The organism is Phycicoccus flavus (assembly GCF_004025965.2).
In the GTDB taxonomy this organism is placed as follows: Bacteria; Actinomycetota; Actinomycetes; order Actinomycetales; family Dermatophilaceae; genus Phycicoccus; species Phycicoccus flavus.
In genome coordinates this window covers 1-16,739 of record NZ_SAYU02000044.1, presented here as the reverse complement: position 1 = coordinate 16,739, position 16,739 = coordinate 1, and the positions used below count along the sequence as shown (strand labels likewise).

Annotated in this window: 16 protein-coding genes; 7 read left to right on the top strand and 9 right to left on the bottom strand. The window is 73.4% G+C overall.

All coding sequences use genetic code 11. The features are described from left to right. Positions 1–5: 5 nt before the first annotated feature. Positions 6–1,421: an MFS transporter gene (locus EPD83_RS13265; protein WP_128365919.1), complete on the bottom strand. Its 1,416-nt coding sequence runs from the start codon at positions 1,419–1,421 to the stop codon at positions 6–8. A gap of 223 nt (positions 1,422–1,644) precedes the next feature. Beyond that, a complete protein-coding gene (gene dapB / locus EPD83_RS13260; protein ID WP_128365920.1) occupies positions 1,645–2,391 on the bottom strand; it encodes a 4-hydroxy-tetrahydrodipicolinate reductase in 747 nt (248 codons plus the stop codon). Between the two features lie 225 nt (positions 2,392–2,616). Between dapB and EPD83_RS13255 the strand changes: the two genes are divergently transcribed. Then, the gene (locus EPD83_RS13255) at positions 2,617–2,754 is read left to right on the top strand and encodes a hypothetical protein (protein ID WP_164896197.1); all 138 of its coding nucleotides are present in this window, start codon (positions 2,617–2,619) and stop codon (positions 2,752–2,754) included. Between the two features lie 86 nt (positions 2,755–2,840). Here EPD83_RS13255 and EPD83_RS13250 read toward each other — a convergent pair whose 3' ends face one another. From EPD83_RS13250 to rpsO, 3 genes are all read right to left on the bottom strand, one after another. After that, positions 2,841–3,053 carry a hypothetical protein gene (locus EPD83_RS13250; RefSeq protein ID WP_165566696.1) on the bottom strand — a complete coding sequence of 71 codons (213 nt, stop codon included), beginning with the start codon at positions 3,051–3,053 and terminating at the stop codon, positions 2,841–2,843. Positions 3,054–3,247: 194 nt separating this feature from the next. Then, positions 3,248–5,638 (bottom strand): polyribonucleotide nucleotidyltransferase, encoded by a 2,391-nt coding sequence (locus EPD83_RS13245; protein ID WP_165566695.1) that lies wholly within the window; start codon positions 5,636–5,638, stop codon positions 3,248–3,250. Between the two features lie 190 nt (positions 5,639–5,828). After that, positions 5,829–6,098, bottom strand: a complete 270-nt coding sequence (rpsO, locus tag EPD83_RS13240; RefSeq protein ID WP_128367133.1) for a 30S ribosomal protein S15 — start codon at positions 6,096–6,098, stop codon at positions 5,829–5,831. A gap of 222 nt (positions 6,099–6,320) precedes the next feature. Here rpsO and asnB point away from each other — a divergent pair, with 222 nt between their 5' ends. From asnB to EPD83_RS13215, 5 genes are all read left to right on the top strand, one after another. Next, positions 6,321–8,213 (top strand): asparagine synthase (glutamine-hydrolyzing), encoded by a 1,893-nt coding sequence (gene asnB / locus EPD83_RS13235; RefSeq protein ID WP_165566694.1) that lies wholly within the window; start codon positions 6,321–6,323, stop codon positions 8,211–8,213. A gap of 193 nt (positions 8,214–8,406) precedes the next feature. Further along, complete coding sequence (locus EPD83_RS13230; protein ID WP_235950584.1) at positions 8,407–8,892, top strand: NAD(P)H-dependent oxidoreductase subunit E; 486 nt, start codon at positions 8,407–8,409, stop codon at positions 8,890–8,892. Further along, a complete protein-coding gene (locus EPD83_RS13225; RefSeq protein ID WP_165566693.1) occupies positions 8,889–10,469 on the top strand; it encodes an NADH-ubiquinone oxidoreductase-F iron-sulfur binding region domain-containing protein in 1,581 nt (526 codons plus the stop codon). Before EPD83_RS13230 ends, EPD83_RS13225 begins: the two co-directional genes overlap by 4 nt. Beyond that, a complete protein-coding gene (gene fdhF / locus EPD83_RS13220; protein ID WP_128367651.1) occupies positions 10,466–13,339 on the top strand; it encodes a formate dehydrogenase subunit alpha in 2,874 nt (957 codons plus the stop codon). The genes EPD83_RS13225 and fdhF overlap by 4 nt, the downstream gene beginning before the upstream one ends. After that, a complete protein-coding gene (locus tag EPD83_RS13215) occupies positions 13,336–13,590 on the top strand; it encodes a formate dehydrogenase subunit delta (RefSeq protein WP_165566692.1) in 255 nt (84 codons plus the stop codon). The genes fdhF and EPD83_RS13215 overlap by 4 nt, the downstream gene beginning before the upstream one ends. Before the next feature lie 21 nt (positions 13,591–13,611). On the opposite strand, the gene EPD83_RS13210 is transcribed toward EPD83_RS13215, so the two are convergent. Together EPD83_RS13210 and EPD83_RS13205 are read right to left on the bottom strand one after the other, a co-directional pair. After that, entirely contained in the window at positions 13,612–14,379 is a 768-nt protein-coding gene (locus tag EPD83_RS13210; protein WP_165566691.1) for a hypothetical protein, read from the bottom strand. Continuing rightward, positions 14,376–15,305 carry an ABC transporter ATP-binding protein gene (locus EPD83_RS13205; RefSeq protein ID WP_128367620.1) on the bottom strand — a complete coding sequence of 310 codons (930 nt, stop codon included), beginning with the start codon at positions 15,303–15,305 and terminating at the stop codon, positions 14,376–14,378. The genes EPD83_RS13210 and EPD83_RS13205 overlap by 4 nt, the downstream gene beginning before the upstream one ends. A 98-nt stretch (positions 15,306–15,403) precedes the next feature. Between EPD83_RS13205 and EPD83_RS13200 the strand changes: the two genes are divergently transcribed. Further along, entirely contained in the window at positions 15,404–15,724 is a 321-nt protein-coding gene (locus EPD83_RS13200; protein ID WP_128367619.1) for a hypothetical protein, read from the top strand. A gap of 18 nt (positions 15,725–15,742) precedes the next feature. Here the strand turns inward: EPD83_RS13200 and EPD83_RS13195 are convergent, their stop codons facing one another. Both EPD83_RS13195 and EPD83_RS13190 read right to left on the bottom strand, forming a co-directional pair. Next, positions 15,743–16,273, bottom strand: coding sequence for a hypothetical protein (locus EPD83_RS13195; RefSeq protein ID WP_164896594.1), 531 nt, complete (start codon positions 16,271–16,273; stop codon positions 15,743–15,745). A gap of 10 nt (positions 16,274–16,283) precedes the next feature. Next, a partial coding sequence (locus tag EPD83_RS13190) for a CPBP family intramembrane glutamic endopeptidase (RefSeq protein WP_165566690.1) occupies positions 16,284–16,739 on the bottom strand: 456 nt, incomplete at its 5' end.

Sequence of the window (16,739 nt, the reverse complement as noted above, 5' to 3'; positions counted from 1 at the left end):
GCCGGTCAGACCTTCGCCATGAGCGCGCTCTTGCGCACGTACACGAGGGCCGTGACGAGCGCCATGACGAGGAAGAGCGCGACGTAGGCCTGCAGCGCGGGGACGATCGAGCCGTAGTTCTCCTTGGCGAACTTGTAGACGAACGGGATGAGGAACCCGCCGAAGGCCCCGACCGCGGAGATGATGCCCACGGCACCGGCAGCCCGGCGCTTGAACTCGACCCGGCTGGCGTCCGATCCATCGCCGTCGCGAGCGGCGATCCGGGTGAAGATGGCCGGGATCATCCGGTAGGTGGAGCCGTTCCCGACGCCGGTGGCGACGAACAGGACCATGAAGCTGGCGAAGAACAGCGGCAGGTTCTCGGCCCGCACCCCGATCACCGCGACCCAGCCGGCGACGGCCATGACGACGAAGGTCACGGCGGTCACCGACGCGCCGCCGAGCCGGTCGGCGAGACGCCCGCCGAGCGGACGGGACACCGACCCGACGAGGGCGCCGAGGAAGCCGTAGGTGAGGGCGATGTCGCCGCGCTCGAAGACGACCTTGAGGAGGGTGGGGAAGGCGGCCGAGTAGCCGATGAACGAGCCGAAGGTGCCGATGTAGAGGAACGCCATGACCCAGGTGTGCAGGTGCTTCGTGGCCTTGGCGGTCGGCCTCGGGTCGGCCTTGGCCTCACGGAGGTTGTCCATGAACAGATAGGCCAGGACGGCGGCGACGAGCGCGAGGGGGACGTAGACCAGGCCGGCGTTGGACAGACCCGCGGCGAGCCCGCCGAGGCCGATGGCCAGCGGCACGAGCTTCTGGGCGACCGCGACACCGATGTTGCCACCGGCGGCGTTGAGACCGAGGGCCCAGCCCTTCTCGCGCTCGGGGTAGAAGAACGAGATGTTGGCCATCGAGGAGGCGAAGTTGCCACCGCCGAAGCCGGCCGTCGCGGCGACGAGCAGCAGGACGCCGAAGGGCAGCTCGGGGTGCTGGACGACCCAGGCGAGCCCGAGCGTCGGGACGAGCAGCAGCAGCGCGGAGACGACCGTCCAGTTGCGCCCGCCGAAGATCGGCACGGCGAAGGTGTAGGGGATGCGCAGGAACGCGCCGACCCCGGAGGCGACGGCGAGGACGGTGAGGGCCTGGCCGGCGGTGAGCGCCCAGCCGGCGCTGCCGGCCTGGACCAGGGCGCCGCTGTCGTCGAAGGTGCCGGTCATCTTCACGACGACGATCGACCACAGGAGCCACACGGAGAACCCGATGTGCTCGGCGACGACGGACCAGACGAGGTTGCGGCGCGCGACGGTTCGACCCGTGGCGTTCCAGAAGCGGGTGTCCTCGGGGTCCCACTTCTCGATCCAGCGCCCGGGGCCGACGTGGCCCGGCGCGACGTCCTCGGCCCCCGGGGCCGAGGTGGGGTTGACGGTGGCGGTCATGGCTGCCCTTCCGAGTGGTTCGTGGCGTCCCGGAGGACGCCGACGACCGGCGCCCCCGTCGTTGTCGGACGCAGGGAACGCTAGGAGAGGCGTGTTTCGCGAGGTGGCGGCTGCTGTGAACCGTCGGCAACATCCGCCTCAGCGACGGGTGGGACAGGGAGGTGAGCAGCCCGTAACACGCTCGTCACACGGGGCGTCCGCGCAGGTCGGAGGGTGTGCCGACTCAGCCGTCGAGGCCGAGGTAGTGCTCCAGCCCGACCGTGAGGCCGGGCCGGCCGGACACCTCGCGCACGGCCGTGACGACTCCCGTCATGAAGGACGCACGGTCGAGGGAGTCGTGCCGGATGCTCAGCGTCTCGCCCGGGTTGCCCAGCAGGACCTCCTGGTGGGCGACGAGCCCGCGCAGGCGCACCGAGTGCACGGGGACGCCGTGGACGACCGCGCCGCGCGCGCCGCCCTCGTCGTGGGTCGTCGCGTCCGGGACCGGGTCGCAGCCGGCGGCCTCGCGGGCGGCGCCGACGAGGTCGGCGGTCCGGGCGGCCGTGCCCGACGGCGCGTCGACCTTGTCCGGGTGGTGCAGCTCGACGACCTCGACCGACTCGAAGAACGGCGCGGCCCGGCGGGCGAGCTCCATCATGAGGACGGCGCCGACGGCGAAGTTGGGGGCGACGAGCACGCCGACCTCGGGGGCCGCGGACAGCTGCTCGCGCAGGGTGGCCAGGCGCCCCTCGTCCCAGCCGGTGGTCCCGACGACGACGTGGACGCCGCGCCCGACGCAGTGCGCGACGTTGCCGGGCGAGGCGTCGGGGACGCTGAACTCGACGGCGACCTCGGCCCCGCCGAGGTCGCCGAGGTCGTCACGGGCGTCGAACCGGCCGACGAGCTCGAGGTCGTCGGCGGCCTCGACGGCGCCGCACACGCTCGACCCCATCCGGCCGGCGGCACCGATGACGGCGACTCGGGTGCTCATGGCCGCCACTGTAGCCAGGGCGCGGCGCCGGGCCGCCGGGGCGTCCGACCTCGTCCCACCGGCCCCTGGGGTCCCGTTCGTCACACCCTAGGGCGGCCTTCGGCGTCGGCGCCGCGACCTTCTCACCTGCACGGACGCGGGCGTGTTCATGTTCCGTTCACCTGACGGCCACCGTTGGGGTACCCTGGGGTGAACACCAGGTGAACGAGCCGGAAGGGGGCTCCCATGAAGAAGGCCACGACCACGACGACGCGCACCGGTCTCGCCGTCCGCTGGGTGCCGGTCGTCGACGCCGACGGACGCACGCGCATGGAGATGCAGTGGCGCACGCCGCATCGCCTGCGCACCCGCGACGCCGCCTGAGCCGGCGACCAGGACGCTCGAACGGGCCCGCCCCCACACCGGGGGCGGGCCCGTTCGTCGTTCCGGATGTCACGTGTCACCCGGGCTCAGGCCCAGGCGCTGCCCCCGGAGCCCGGCGTGCGCGCCGGCCAGGTCGCCGTGCCCGCGCCCGCGTCCTCGGGGTCGACGTCCGGCGTCCCGCGGCCGTCGGCCGGCGGTGCGCCCGACGGCCCACGGACGGCCCCCGTCACGTCCTCGGCCGGCTCGTGGTCCGTGCTGCGGTCATGGTCGGGACCCGTGCGGTCCCCGGTCTTCTCCATCGTGAAACCCCCAGGTCGGCGGCCGTCTCCCCCGGCCGCGCTGTCCGCCCACGGTAGCCCACGACGCGCCGCCGGGGTGGCACCAACGGGCCGCTGTCCCCCACCGGCCGTGCCCGCAGGACGCCGGAGCCCCGGCGCACGCGAGGTGCACCGGGGCTCCGGGTCGGGCGGACGCGCGGGCGCGTCGCCTCGGGTCAGGCGTCGGCGTTCGCGCCCTCGTCGGAGCGCTCGCCCCGGCCACGACCGCCGCGACGGCGACGGTTGCGGCGCGGACGGTCGCCGCGCTCGGAGCGCTCGCCGCCCTCGTCGTCGCCGTCCTCGTCATCCACGTCGTCGACCGGGTCGGCGTCGTCGGAGGCCGCCGGCGCCGGGGCCGGGACCTCGGCGTCGGAGCCACCCTCGCCCTCGGCGAGGACCGCGGCGAGGCTCAGCTTGCCGCGCGGGTCGATCTCCTTGAGCTCGACCTGGATCTTCTGGCCGACGGCCAGGACGTCCTCGACCGCGTCGATCCGCTTGCCGCCGACGAGCTTGCGCACCTCGGAGATGTGCAGCAGGCCGTCCTTGCCCGGCAGCAGCGAGACGAACGCCCCGAAGGTCGTCGTCTTCACGACGGTGCCGAGGAAGCGCTCGCCGATCTCCGGCATCTGCGGGTTGGCGATCGCGTTGACCGCCGCGCGGGCGGCCTCGGCCGACGGGCCGTCGGTGGCGCCGATGTAGACGGTGCCGTCGTCCTCGATGGAGATGTCGGCGCCGGTGTCCTCCTGGATCTGGTTGATCATCTTGCCCTTGGGGCCGATGACCTCGCCGATCTTGTCGACCGGCACCTTCACCGAGATGACGCGCGGGGCGTACGGGGACATCTCGTCCGGGGCGTCGATGGCCTCGTTCATGACGTCGAGGATGTGGAACCGGGCGTCGCGGGCCTGGGTCAGCGCGCCGGCCAGCACGTCGGCGGGGATGCCGTCGAGCTTGGTGTCGAGCTGGATGGCCGTGACGAACTCCCGGGTGCCGGCGACCTTGAAGTCCATGTCGCCGAAGGCGTCCTCGGCGCCGAGGATGTCGGTGAGCGCCGCGTACTGCGTCTGCCCGTCGACCTCCGCGGAGACCAGGCCCATCGCGATGCCGGCGACCGGGGCGCGCAGCGGCACCCCGGCGTTGAGCAGCGACAGGGTGGACGCGCAGACCGAGCCCATCGACGTCGAGCCGTTGGACCCGAGCGCCTCGGAGACCTGGCGGATGGCGTACGGGAACTCCTCGCGGGTCGGCAGGACCGGCATGAGGGCCCGCTCGGCGAGCGCCCCGTGGCCGATCTCGCGGCGCTTGGGCGAGCCCACGCGGCCGGTCTCACCGGTCGAGTACGGCGGGAAGTTGTAGTTGTGCATGTAGCGCTTGCGCGTCGTCGGCGACAGCGTGTCGAGCTGCTGCTCCATGCGGAGCATGTTCAGCGTCGTGACGCCCATGATCTGGGTCTCGCCACGCTCGAAGATGGCCGAGCCGTGCGTGCGCGGCAGGACCTCGACCTCGGCGGAGAGGGCGCGGATGTCGGCGAGGCCGCGGCCGTCGATGCGGACCTTGTCGCGCAGGATGCGCTCGCGGACGAGCTTCTTCTGCACGCTGCGGTACGCGGCCGACAGCTCCTTGTCGCGGCCCTCGAAGCGCTCGCCGAGCGAGTCCTTCATCGACGCCTTGATCTCGTCGATGCGCTCCTCGCGCTCCTGCTTGCCGGCGATCTGCAGCGCGCTCGCGAGGTCACCGGAGGTGGCCTGCTCGACCGCGTCGTAGGCGTCGTCCTCGTAGTCGAGGAAGATCGGGAACTCCTCGACCGGCTTGGCGGCCTTCTCGGCCAGCTCGGTCTGCGCCTCGCACAGGACCTTGATGAACTTCTTCGAGGCCTCGAGACCCTCGGCGACGACCTCCTCGGTGGGGGCGGTCTTGCCGGCGGTCTTGACCAGGTCCCAGGTGTTCTCCGTGGACTCGGCCTCGACCATCATGATCGCGACGTCGTCGCCGGCGATGCGGCCCGCGACGACCATGTCGAACGTCGAGCGCTCGATGTCGCTGAAGTTCGGGAAGGCGACCCACTGGCCGTCGACGAGGCTGACGCGGGTGGCGCCGATCGGGCCGGAGAACGGCAGACCGGAGATCTGCGTCGACGCGCTGGCGCCGTTGATGGCGAGGACGTCGTACTGGTGGTCCGGGTTGAGGGACAGGACGCTGATGACGACCTGGACCTCGTTGCGCAGGCCCTTGCGGAAGGTCGGGCGCAGCGGCCGGTCGATGAGCCGGCAGGTGAGGATGGCGTCGGTCGACGGGCGGCCCTCACGGCGGAAGAAGCTGCCGGGGATCTTGCCCGCGGCGTACATCCGCTCCTCGACGTCGACGGTCAGGGGGAAGAAGTCGAACCCCTCGCGCGGGTGCTTCCCGGCGGTGGTCGTGGACAGGAGCATCGTGTCGTCGTCGAGGTAGGCGGCGACCGCTCCTCCGGCCTGCTTGGCCAGGCGTCCGGTCTCGAACCGGACGGTGCGGGTGCCGAAGCTTCCGTTGTCGATGACGGCTTCGGTGGCGGTGATCTCGGGACCCTCCATGGGCCCTCCTTTTCTCATGTCATGTCCGCCACGCGCATCGTCGTTGTGCGCGGGCGTTCCTTCGCCCGGCGCCGGAGCGGCGCCGGTGGTGGTCCGTGTTCAGTTGTGGGTTCTTCGCGAGCGACCGGGGCCGCTCATGCGAGAAGGCGGTCCTCACACGGGATGTGTGAGGACCGCCCTCTCGGAAGTCTCAACGACGCAGGCCGAGCCGCTTGATGAGCGAGCGGTAGCGCTCGACGTCGATGCTCTCCAGGTAGCGCAGGAGCCGGCGGCGACGGCCGACCAGGAGCAGCAGACCACGGCGGGAGTGGTGGTCGTGCGCGTGCTGGCGGCTGTGCTCGGTGAGGTCCTTGATGCGCTGGGTGAGCAGCGCGATCTGCACCTCCGGGGAGCCGGTGTCGCCCTCGGCGCTGCCGTACTCGTCGATGATCTGCTTCTTGACGTCGGTGCTCAGTGGCATGGGGCGACGACTCTCCTGTTCCTGGTGTCTGCTGCGCGGCGCTCCCGGGCTGGTTCACCGGGGCTCTGTGGGTCCGCGGCCGATCTCACGGCAGTCCCCAAGGTTACCAGCGGGGGTACCGGGGCCCCTAATCCGCGCCGTCGCCGGGGCGGACGCGGCGACCGCGGGTGGGTCGGGGCGGCCTCGCGCGGCGGCCCGCGCCGGGATGGAAGAGTAGGCCCCATGTGCGGTCTCTTCGCTGTCATCACCCCGGACGGCTCGGCCCCGGCCCTCGTCGACGGGGTGTCCGCGGCCCTCACGGACATGCGCCACCGCGGCCCGGACGACGACGGCGTGTGGTCCGACGACGACGCCGTGCTCGGCTTCCGCCGGCTGTCCATCATCGACATCGAGGGCTCGCACCAGCCGCTGCCCTACGCCGACGACCGCTACCGCATCGTCTTCAACGGGGAGATCTACAACTACCTCGAGGTGAGGCAGCGCCTCACCGAGGAGTTCGGCGCCACCTTCTCCACCGACGGCGACACCGAGACCATCGTCGCCGGCTACCACCACCTCGGCCCGGCGGTCGTCTCGCAGCTGCGCGGCATGTTCGCCTTCGTCATCTGGGACACCCAGGAGCGCGTCGCGTTCGGCGCCCGGGACCCCTTCGGCATCAAGCCGCTCTTCACGACGACCGACGAGCGCGGCACGTTCTTCTCCTCCGAGAAGAAGGTGCTGCTCGACCTCGCCCCGCAGCGCCGCACCGTCGACACCCGGGCCCTGCAGCACTACCTGGAGCTGCAGTACGTCCCCGAGCCAGCGACGCTGCACGAGGGCGTCGAGCGGGTCGAGTCCGGCACCTCCTTCACCCTGCGCCCCGGCGGGCCGCTGCGCACCGAGCGCTACTTCCGCCCCGACTTCCGGCCCCGCCGCTCCGCCGACCCCGACGCGCTGTACCGCCGGATCGCGGAGGCGCTCGAGGACTCGGTCGCCAAGCACATGCGCGCCGACGTCACCGTCGGGTCCTTCCTCTCCGGCGGCATCGACTCCACGGCCATCGCCGCGCTGGCCAAGCGGCACAACCCGGACCTGCTGACCTTCACCACCGGCTTCGAGCGCGAGGGCTACTCCGAGATCGACGTCGCGGCGGAGTCGGCGGCCGCCATCGGCGTCGAGCACGTCACGAAGGTCGTCACGCCGCGGGAGATGATGGACGTCCTGCCGCTCATCGTCTGGTACCTCGACGACCCGGTGGCCGACCCCGCGCTCGTCCCGCTCTACTTCATCGCGCGCGAGGCCCGCAAGCACGTCAAGGTCGTCCTCTCCGGCGAGGGCGCCGACGAGCTGTTCGGCGGCTACACGATCTACCACGAGGCCATCTCGCTCGCGCCGTTCGACAAGGTGCCCGGCCCGGTGCGGCGCGGGCTCGGCAGGGCCTCGCGGGTCATCCCCGAGGGCGTGCGCGGCAAGGACCTGCTGCGCCGCGGGTCCAAGACCCTCGAGCAGCGGTACTACGGCAACGCCCGCATCTTCCGCCCCGACGAGATGGGCTTCCTGCGCTCCTTCGACCCCGCCGTCGGGCACGCCGACGTCACCGCCGAGCACTACGCGGCGACGACCCACCTCGACGGCCCGACCCGCATGCAGTACGTCGACCTGTTCACCTGGCTGCGCGGCGACATCCTCGTCAAGGCCGACAAGATGACGATGGCCAACAGCCTGGAGCTGCGGGTGCCGTTCCTCGACACCGTCGTCCTCGAGGCCGCCGCCGGCCTGGCGGTCGAGGAGAAGCTGACCCGGGGGACGACGAAGTTCGCGCTGCGCCGGGCCATGGAGCTCATCGTCCCGCCGCACGTGCTCAACCGGCCCAAGCTCGGCTTCCCGGTCCCGATCCGGCACTGGCTCAAGGACGAGATGTACGACTGGGCGCGCGCCATCGTCCTGGAGTCCGGGGCCGACGACCTCGTCGACCGGCAGGCCGTGCTGCGGATGATCGACGAGCACCGCGCCGGCCCGCACGACCTCTCCCGCAAGATCTGGACGGTGCTCGTCGTGCTCCTCTGGCACGGCATCTTCGTCGAGGACCGGATCGCCGTCGAGGTCCCGGAGCCGCAGTACCCCGTCCACCTCTGACCGCGGGCCCCCGCCGGGGCCCACGGGCGCCGGCCGGGCCTGGCCCCTTCGTTGCGCCACACGCAACCCGTTGCGTCTCGCACAACAAGACGGCACGCTGGGCGGAGTGTCGAGCACGTCCGGACCCTGCCGGGAGGCGGGTCGACGCCGTACGCTCGGCGCAGGCCCACACCCCGAGGAAGAGGTGGACGACGTGCCCCAGCGAGGCCCCTCCCCCGCCCCCGCTCCCGCGCCGGCCGACGCGGCTCGCGCGGCCGCCGTCCGCGCGCTCGCCGAGGAGATGGCCGGCATGCGCGGTCCGCTCCTGCCGGTGCTGCACGCCGTCGTCGCCGAGCACGGCTACGTCCACGACGACGACGTCCCCGTCATCGCCGACGTCCTCAACCTCAGCCGCGCCGACGTCGTCGGTGTCGTCGGGTTCTACCACGACTTCCGGCGCACCCCGCCGACCACGCACCGGGTCTCGCTGTGCCGGGCGGAGGCCTGCCAGGCGCGCGGGGCCGAGACGACGTACGCCGCCGCCACCGACCGCTGGGCCGCGTCGACGGAGGTCGAGGTCGGCGAGGTGTTCTGCCTCGGCAACTGCGCCCTCGGCCCGTCCGGGACGCTGGACGGCGCCCTCCACGCACGCCTCACCCCCGAGCGCCTCGACGCCCTCACCGAGGGGTGGCGGGCATGAGCCCGGTCGTCTGGGTGCCCTGCGACGCCGCCGCCGTCTCGGTCGGGGCGGACGCCGTGGCCGACGCCCTGGCCGCCGCCGGCGCCACCGTGAGGCGCAACGGCTCGCGGGGGATGCTGTGGCTGGAGCCGCTCGTCGAGGTCGAGACCGACCGCGGCCGGGTCGGCTACGCGAACCTCGAGCCCGGCGACGTCGGCGCGCTCCTCGCCGGTGACCTCGACGACGGCGGCCGCTGCGTCGGCGTCGTCGACGAGCACCCGTGGCTCGCCCGCCAGCACCGGGTGTCCTACACCCGGGTCGGTGTCATCGAGCCCACCGACCTCGCCGCCTACCGGGAGCACGGCGGCCTCGCCGGTCTCGAGCGGGCGCTCACCCTGAGCGCCGAGGACGTCGTCCAGGAGGTCACCGACTCCGGGCTGCGCGGCCGCGGCGGCGCCGGCTTCCCCGCCGGCATCAAGTGGGAGACCGTCCGCACCGCCGAGGCCGACGTCAAGTTCGTCTGCTGCAACGCCGACGAGGGCGACTCCGGCACCTTCGCCGACCGGATGCTCATCGAGGGCGACCCGTTCACCCTCATCGAGGGGATGGCCATCGCCGCGGCCGCCACCGGGGCCACCGAGGGCTTCGTCTACCTGCGCAGCGAGTACCCCCACGCCATCCGTACCCTGCGCCGCGCCATCGACATCGCCTACGCCCACGGCGTGCTCGGTGCGTCGGTCCTCGGCAGCGGGCACGCCTTCGACCTCGACGTGCGTGTCGGGGCGGGCGCGTACATCTGCGGCGAGGAGACCTCGATGCTCGACTCGCTCGAGGGCCGCCGCGGGGAGGTGCGGGCCAAGCCGCCCATCCCCGCCCTCCAGGGGCTCTTCGGGAAGCCGACGGTCGTCAACAACGTCCTCACCCTGTCCGCGGTCCCGATGGTCCTCGCCGACGGCGGCGCCGCCTACGCCGCGCTCGGCACGGGGAGGTCGCGGGGCACGCAGGTCTTCCAGCTCGGGGGCAACGTCGCGCAGGGCGGGATCGTCGAGGCCGACTTCGGCATCACGCTGCGCGAGCTCGTCGAGGACTTCGGCGGCGGCACGGCGTCCGGGGCGCCGGTCAAGGCCGTCCAGGTCGGCGGGCCGCTCGGGGCGTACCTGCCGCCGTCGCGCTTCGACCTGCCGATGGACTACGAGGCCTTCGCCGAGGCCGGGGCCATGGTCGGGCACGGCGGCATCGTCGTGTTCGACGACACGATGGACGCCGGGGCCATGGCCCGCTTCGCCATGGAGTTCTGCGCCAAGGAGTCGTGCGGCAAGTGCACGCCCTGCCGGGTCGGCTCCACCCGCGGCGTCGAGGTCATCGACCGCATCCGGGCCGGGACGCAGCGCGAGGCCAACCTCGTCCTGCTCGAGGACCTGTGCGCGACGATGACCAAGGGCTCGCTGTGCGCGATGGGCGGGCTCACCCCCATGCCCGTCCGCAGCGCCCTCGAGCACTTCCCCGAGGACTTCGGCGTCCCGGCCGCGCAGGCCGACGCCGTCACCGACGACATGCCAGAGTCAGCCACGAGCACCGACGGAGGAGCCCGGCCATGACGACGACCGACGAGAGCGCCCGCATCGCGGAGGAGGAGACCGACTACGGCACGCCCCGCGTGCAGTCGCCCGACTCCGCCACCGTGTCCATCGACGGCCGGGAGGTCACCGTGCCGGCCGGCACCTCGGTGCTGCGCGCCGCGGCCGAGGTCGGGATCGAGATCCCGAAGCTGTGCGCCACCGACTCGCTCAAGGCGTTCGGCTCCTGCCGGCTGTGCCTCGTCGAGGTCGAGGGCGGCAAGGGCACACCCGCGTCGTGCACCACCCCGTGCACCGACGGCATGGTCGTCTCGACGACCACCGAGCAGGTCCGCGACCTGCGGCGGGGCGTCATGGAGCTCTACCTCTCGGACCACCCGACGGACTGCGACGGCTGCGCCCGCGGCAACTGCGAGATGCAGAAGTGGGCCCGGGAGACCGGGGTCGCCGAGGTCCGCTACGGGCTGGACGGCGCGAGCCACCTCGACGAGCACACCGACCACAGCAACCCCTACTTCGACTACGACCCCGCGGCCTGCATCGTCTGCTCCCGCTGCGTGCGGGCGTGCTCGGAGACCCAGGGCACCTTCGCCCTCACCGTCGACGGCCGCGGGTTCGACTCGCGCATCAGCGCCGGCGGCACCGACTTCCTCGGCTCGGAGTGCGTCTCCTGCGGCGCCTGCGTGCAGGCCTGCCCCACCGACGCCCTCACCGAGAAGTCGGTCGTCCAGCTCGGCATGCCGACCCGCTCGGTGGTCACGACCTGCGCGTACTGCGGCGTCGGCTGCTCGTTCAAGGCCGAGGTGCAGGGCTCCGGCGAGGACACCCGCGTCGTGCGGATGACGCCGTGGAAGGACGGCGGCGCCAACGAGGGGCACTCCTGCGTCAAGGGTCGCTTCGCCTACGGGTACGCCGCCCACGACGACCGGCAGCTCGAGCCGATGGTCCGCGACACCATCGACGACCCGTGGCGCGTCGTCTCCTGGGACGAGGCGATCGAGCGGGTCGCCACCGGGTTCCGGGCCATCCAGGAGACGTACGGCGTCGGCTCCATCGGCGGTATCAGCTCGTCGCGCTGCACGAACGAGGAGGTGTACGTCGTCCAGAAGATGGTGCGGGCGGCGTTCGGCAACAACAACGTCGACACCTGCGCGCGGGTCTGCCACTCCCCCACCGGGTACGGGCTGAACCACGCCTTCGGCACCTCGGCCGGCACCCAGGACTTCAAGTCCGTCGAGCAGGCCGACGTCATGCTCCTCATCGGCGCCAACCCGACCGACGCCCACCCCGTGTTCGCCTCGCGGATGAAGAAGCGGCTGCGGGCCGGCGCCCGGATCATCGTCGCCGACCCGCGTCGCATCGACCTCGTGCGCAGCCCGCACGTCGAGGCCGCCCACCACCTCCCGGTGCGTCCGGGCACGAACGTCGCGTTCGTCAACGCCATGGCGCACGTCATCGTCACCGAGGGCCTGCACGACGAGGAGTTCGTCCGCTCCCGGACCGAGGGCGCCGACGGCTACCTGGAGTTCATCGCCCGGCCCGAGCACTCGCCCGAGGCCACCGAGGGCGAGACCGGCATCCCCGCCGCGGACCTGCGGGCGGCGGCGCGGCTGTACGCGGCCGGGCCGAACTCGGCCATCTACTACGGCCTCGGCGTCACCGAGCACAGCCAGGGCTCGACGATGGTCATGGGCATGGCCAACCTCGCGATGCTCACCGGCAACCTCGGCCGCGAGGGCGTCGGGGTGAACCCGCTGCGCGGGCAGAACAACGTCCAGGGCTCGTGCGACATGGGCTCCTTCCCGCACGAGCTGCCGGGCTACCGGCACGTGTCGCGGCCGGAGGTCCGGGCGATCTACGAGTCGCTGTGGGGCGTGACCATCCAGCCCGAGCCCGGGCTGCGCATCCCCAACATGTTCGACTCCGCGATCGGCGGCTCGTTCCTCGGCCTCTACGTCCAGGGCGAGGACATCGCGCAGTCCGACCCGAACACCCAGCACGTCGAGGCCGCCCTGCGCTCGATGGAGCTCGTCGTCGTCCAGGACCTGTTCCTCAACGAGACCGCGCGCTTCGCCCACGTCTTCCTCCCCGGGACCTCGTTCCTGGAGAAGGACGGGACGTTCACGAACGCCGAGCGCCGGCTCAACCGGGTGCGCCCGGTCATGCCCTCGCGGGTCGGCCGGGACGAGTGGCAGGTCGTCGGGGACATCGCAACGGCGATGGGCTACCCGATGTCGTACGGGTCGCCGGCCGAGATCATGGACGAGATCGCGGCGACGACGCCGACCTTCGCGGGCGTCTCCTTCGCCCGGCTCGACGCCGAGGGCTCGATGCAGTGGCCCGTCACCGACGCCGCTCCCCACGGGACGCCGACGATGCACGTCGGCGAGTTCGTCCGCGGGCTCGGTCAGCTGACCCCGACGGTGTACGTCCCGACGACCGAGCGCGCCAACCGCCGCTTCCCGCTGGTGCTCACCACCGGGCGGATCCTGTCGCAGTACAACGTCGGCGCCCAGACCCGGCGCACGCCGAACTCGACGTGGCACCCGGAGGACGTGCTGGAGATCCACCCGTCCGACGCCGAGCTGCGCGGCATCTCCGACGGCGACGTCGTCGAGCTGTCCTCGCGGGTCGGCGCCACCCGGCTCACCGCGGTGGTGTCGGAGCGGATGCCGGCCGGGGTCGTCTACACGACGTTCCACCACCCGGTCACCGGCGCCAACGTCGTCACCACGGAGAACTCGGACTGGGCGACGAACTGCCCGGAGTACAAGGTGACGGCCGTGCAGGTCGCCGTCGTCACCGAGGCCTCGCGGGCGCGGGCCGGTGCGGCCCCGGAGGCGGCGTCGACCCCGATGCCGGCCGGCGCCGGCGTGAGGCACCGCCGGTGAGCGGCGACGTCCCGCCGGTCGTCCGCCTCGGCCACGACCTCGTCCGCAACTTCGCGGCGCTGCCGCCGGAGAAGGCCGCCGAGGAGATCGCCACCCACATCAAGAAGTTCTGGGAGCCGCGGATGCGCCGCGACCTCGTCGCCCGCGTCCGCGCCGGCGAGGTCGAGGACCCGCTGCTGGCGCGTGCCTCGCAGGACCTGCTCGAGGGCGACGTCGACCGCGAGGAAGTGCGCGAGCCCTCCGGCGGCTGAGCCCGTCGCGGCCGCGGACGGTCAGCGCGTGGCGTCGGTGCGCAGGAGCCGCAGACCGCCGAGCAGCAGCGTGCCGGCCGCCCAGGCCAGTAGCGTGAGCCGCCCCTGCGCGGCGGTGGTCTCCGGGGAGGGCCCCTCGCCGAAGACGACGACGACGGCGCCGGTGCCGGGCAGGTGCTCGGCGAGCGTGCGCAGCGTCTCGTAGGGCAGGTTGCCGAGGACCAGCGGCAGGACGACGAGCAGCCCGATGGCGGTGACGAGCGCGCCCGCCGTGCTGCGGGTGAGCAGCCCGAGCCCCACCCCCATGACGGTGCCGCTGCCGACGACGAGGGCCGTGTCGCCGAGGGTCGAGGCACCGACGTCCGGCGACAGCCCCAACCCGTCCGCCTGCACGGCGACCAGCGCGGCGGCGACGGTGAGCAGCAGCATGCCGACCAGCACCGACACCCCCGCGACGACGACGGTGCGCGCGGCGAGCAGGACGCCGCGGCGGGGCGTCCACTGCAGCGTCGGGACGATGCCGCCGGTGCCGTAGTCCGACGCCGTGGCGACGCAGGACAGCGCGACGAGCCCGAAGAGCAGGAACAGCAGGGTGAAGCGGGCGTCGTCCCATGCCGTGCGGGCCGGGGCGTCGAAGCCCGCGCCCTGGGCGGCGTCGTACCCCGCCAGCGCGCCCAGCGCGGTGACGGCGAGGGCCAGCAGGACGAGGAGCACCCAGGTCGAGCGCACCGTCACCAGGCGCAGCCACTCCGCGGCGACGGTCCGGCCGAAGGTCCGGAGGACGGTCATCCGGCCACCTCCTGCTCCGGGGCGGCCGCGTCCTCGCCACGGAACTCGACCTCGCCCTCGGTCAGCGACCAGTACGCGGCCTCCAGCGACCCGGCGACCTCGGCGAGGTGGTGCACCGGGAGCCCGTGCTCGTGCGCGGCGGTCCCGACCTCGGCCTCGGTGAGCCCGACGACGTCGAGCTCGTCCGGTCCGGCGGAGGTCACCTCACCCCGTTCCGCCAGCAGCCGCGCCAGCGCGTCGGCGCGCGGGCTGCGCACCCGCACCCGGCGCCCGGCGGCCCCGACTACCTCCCCCACCGCGGCGTCGGCGACGAGCCGGCCGCGGCCGATGATGACGACCCGGTCGGCGACCAGCTGCACCTCGCTCATGAGGTGGCTGGAGACCAGGACGGTGCGCCCCTCGGCGGCGCACTCGCGGAACAGGCTCCGGATCCAGCGGACCCCCTCGAGGTCCAGGCCGTTGACCGGCTCGTCGAAGAGCAGCACCGGCGGGTCGCCGAGCAGGGCCGCGGCGATCCCGAGCCGCTGGCGCATCCCCAGCGAATACCCCTTGACCCGGCGCCCGGCCGCGCCGGTCAGCCCGACCCGGTCCAGGACCTCGTCGACCCGCGCGAGCGGGATCCCGTTGGTGCGGGCCGCGATCCGCAGGTGCGTGCGGCCGGTGCGGCCCGGGTGCACCGCCGACGCGTCGAGCAGCGCCCCGACCTCGCGCAGCGGCGCGGCGTGCTCGGCGTAGCGCCGCCCGCCGACCGTCGCCGTCCCCGAGGTCGGCCGGTCCAGCCCGAGCAGCATCCGCATCGTCGTCGACTTGCCCGCGCCGTTCGGGCCGAGGAAGCCGGTCACCGTCCCCGGCGCGACGTCGAAGGTCAGGTCGTCGACCGCCCGCACCCGGCCGAAGTCCTTCGTCAGTCCCCGCACGCTGATCATGGGGCCCGACGCTAGGGCCTGCGACGGGGGCGGCGGGTGCGCGACATGTGTGGATGCGGTGACGATCGCCGCCGTCCGCCCCGGTGCGACGATGGGGCGTGACCGACTCGCGGCGCGCGCCGCTCGTTCTCCTCGCCGCCTGCGTGTTCTTCGCGATCTGCACGGAGATGCTGCCGGTCGGGCTGCTGCCGGAGATCGGCCGGGGGCTCGGGGTGTCGACCTCGGCCGCCGGGGTGCTCGTCTCGACGAACATCGGGATCGCGGGCGGCGCCCTCGTCGGGTCGAGGCTGCTCGGAGTCCTCGAGGTGCCGGGGCTGGGCTGGGTCGGGGCGGCCCTCGTCGGGCTCTCGCTGCTCGTCTACCTCGCGGCGTTGCGCGACGTCCGTGCCCGCCTGCGCTCCGGCGCCCGGCCGGGCTAGCGGACGGGGACGGAGCCCTCACCCGGTGAGCGCGGCCGGGCCCGCGGCGCGTGCCTCCCGGCGCGAGACCGCCCGACCGCGCAGACCCAGCGCGAGGCTGCGCGAGAGGACCTCGGCCAGCGACATGAGGATCAGCGCGGCGGTCCACACGTCGAACCCGGTGAGGCCGTGGGCGCGGTCGAACTGCAGGACGGCGGCGCCACCGCCGTGCTCGGCGACGGCACCGAAGGCGGTGCGTGCCCCGACCCCGACGACCCACAGCGCCGCCCCGGCGAGCGAGGTCGTCGCCACGAGGACGCCGTCGGCCCGTCGGCCGACCGTGGTCAGCGCCGCGCACGCCGTCCCGAGCAGCACGCCGCCCACGACACCGCCGGCCACGAGCCAGGGGTCGTTGCCGGCCGTGGGGACCGAGCGCAGGTACTCGCCCGCGGCCACGCCGACGATGACGAGCGGGAGCACGAGGGTGCGGGTCGTCAGTGGCCGGCCGCGCACCTGGCGGACGACGACCGCGACGAGGAGCAGGTCCAGGAGGCAGTCCGAGAGCGACATCCCCGCCCCCTCAGACGCCGGCCGGAGCCCGGTCGGAACCGGCCGCGGCGGCAGGCGCCGGGGACGGTCGCGCCGCCGGTCGGTCCCACACCGGGGAGCGGGACAGCAGCACGGCCGCGGCCAGCCCGCAGACGAGCCACGTGGCGACGCCGGTCTCGCCGGCGACGAGGGCGAGCCCTCCCGCCCCCGTCGGCACCACGGCAACGGCCGCGACGTCGAAGACGGTGTTCGCCGTGCCGTGGGCCAGCGCCACGGGCCAGAGGCTGCCGGACCGGCCGCGCAGCCAGGCGTAGACGACGCCCGCCCCGGTGATGGTGAGCACGGCGCCGACCGCCGCGGACCAGCGCGGACCGTCGGTGTCGTACGTCGTCGCGAGGAGGATGAGCGGCAGGTGGATGCCGCCGTGCAGCGCGCCGGTGAGGACGGCGCCGCGACGGGGACCCGTCACCGTCTGCAGCCGCGGGAG

Bases quoted from the DNA above. Each gene is read 5' to 3' on its own strand.
- EPD83_RS13210 (WP_165566691.1), bottom strand. From the start codon at position 14,379: ATGACCGTCCTCCGGACCTTCGGCCGGACCGTCGCCGCGGAGTGGCTG.
- dapB (WP_128365920.1), bottom strand. From the start codon at position 2,391: ATGAGCACCCGAGTCGCCGTCATCGGTGCCGCCGGCCGGATGGGGTCG.
- EPD83_RS13255 (WP_164896197.1), top strand. From the start codon at position 2,617: ATGAAGAAGGCCACGACCACGACGACGCGCACCGGTCTCGCCGTCCGC.
- fdhF (WP_128367651.1), top strand. From the start codon at position 10,466: ATGACGACGACCGACGAGAGCGCCCGCATCGCGGAGGAGGAGACCGAC.
- EPD83_RS13250 (WP_165566696.1), bottom strand. From the start codon at position 3,053: ATGGAGAAGACCGGGGACCGCACGGGTCCCGACCATGACCGCAGCACG.
- rpsO (WP_128367133.1), bottom strand. From the start codon at position 6,098: ATGCCACTGAGCACCGACGTCAAGAAGCAGATCATCGACGAGTACGGC.
- EPD83_RS13265 (WP_128365919.1), bottom strand. From the start codon at position 1,421: ATGACCGCCACCGTCAACCCCACCTCGGCCCCGGGGGCCGAGGACGTC.
- EPD83_RS13195 (WP_164896594.1), bottom strand. From the start codon at position 16,273: ATGTCGCTCTCGGACTGCCTCCTGGACCTGCTCCTCGTCGCGGTCGTC.
- asnB (WP_165566694.1), top strand. From the start codon at position 6,321: ATGTGCGGTCTCTTCGCTGTCATCACCCCGGACGGCTCGGCCCCGGCC.
- EPD83_RS13205 (WP_128367620.1), bottom strand. From the start codon at position 15,305: ATGATCAGCGTGCGGGGACTGACGAAGGACTTCGGCCGGGTGCGGGCG.
- EPD83_RS13225 (WP_165566693.1), top strand. From the start codon at position 8,889: ATGAGCCCGGTCGTCTGGGTGCCCTGCGACGCCGCCGCCGTCTCGGTC.
- EPD83_RS13245 (WP_165566695.1), bottom strand. From the start codon at position 5,638: ATGGAGGGTCCCGAGATCACCGCCACCGAAGCCGTCATCGACAACGGA.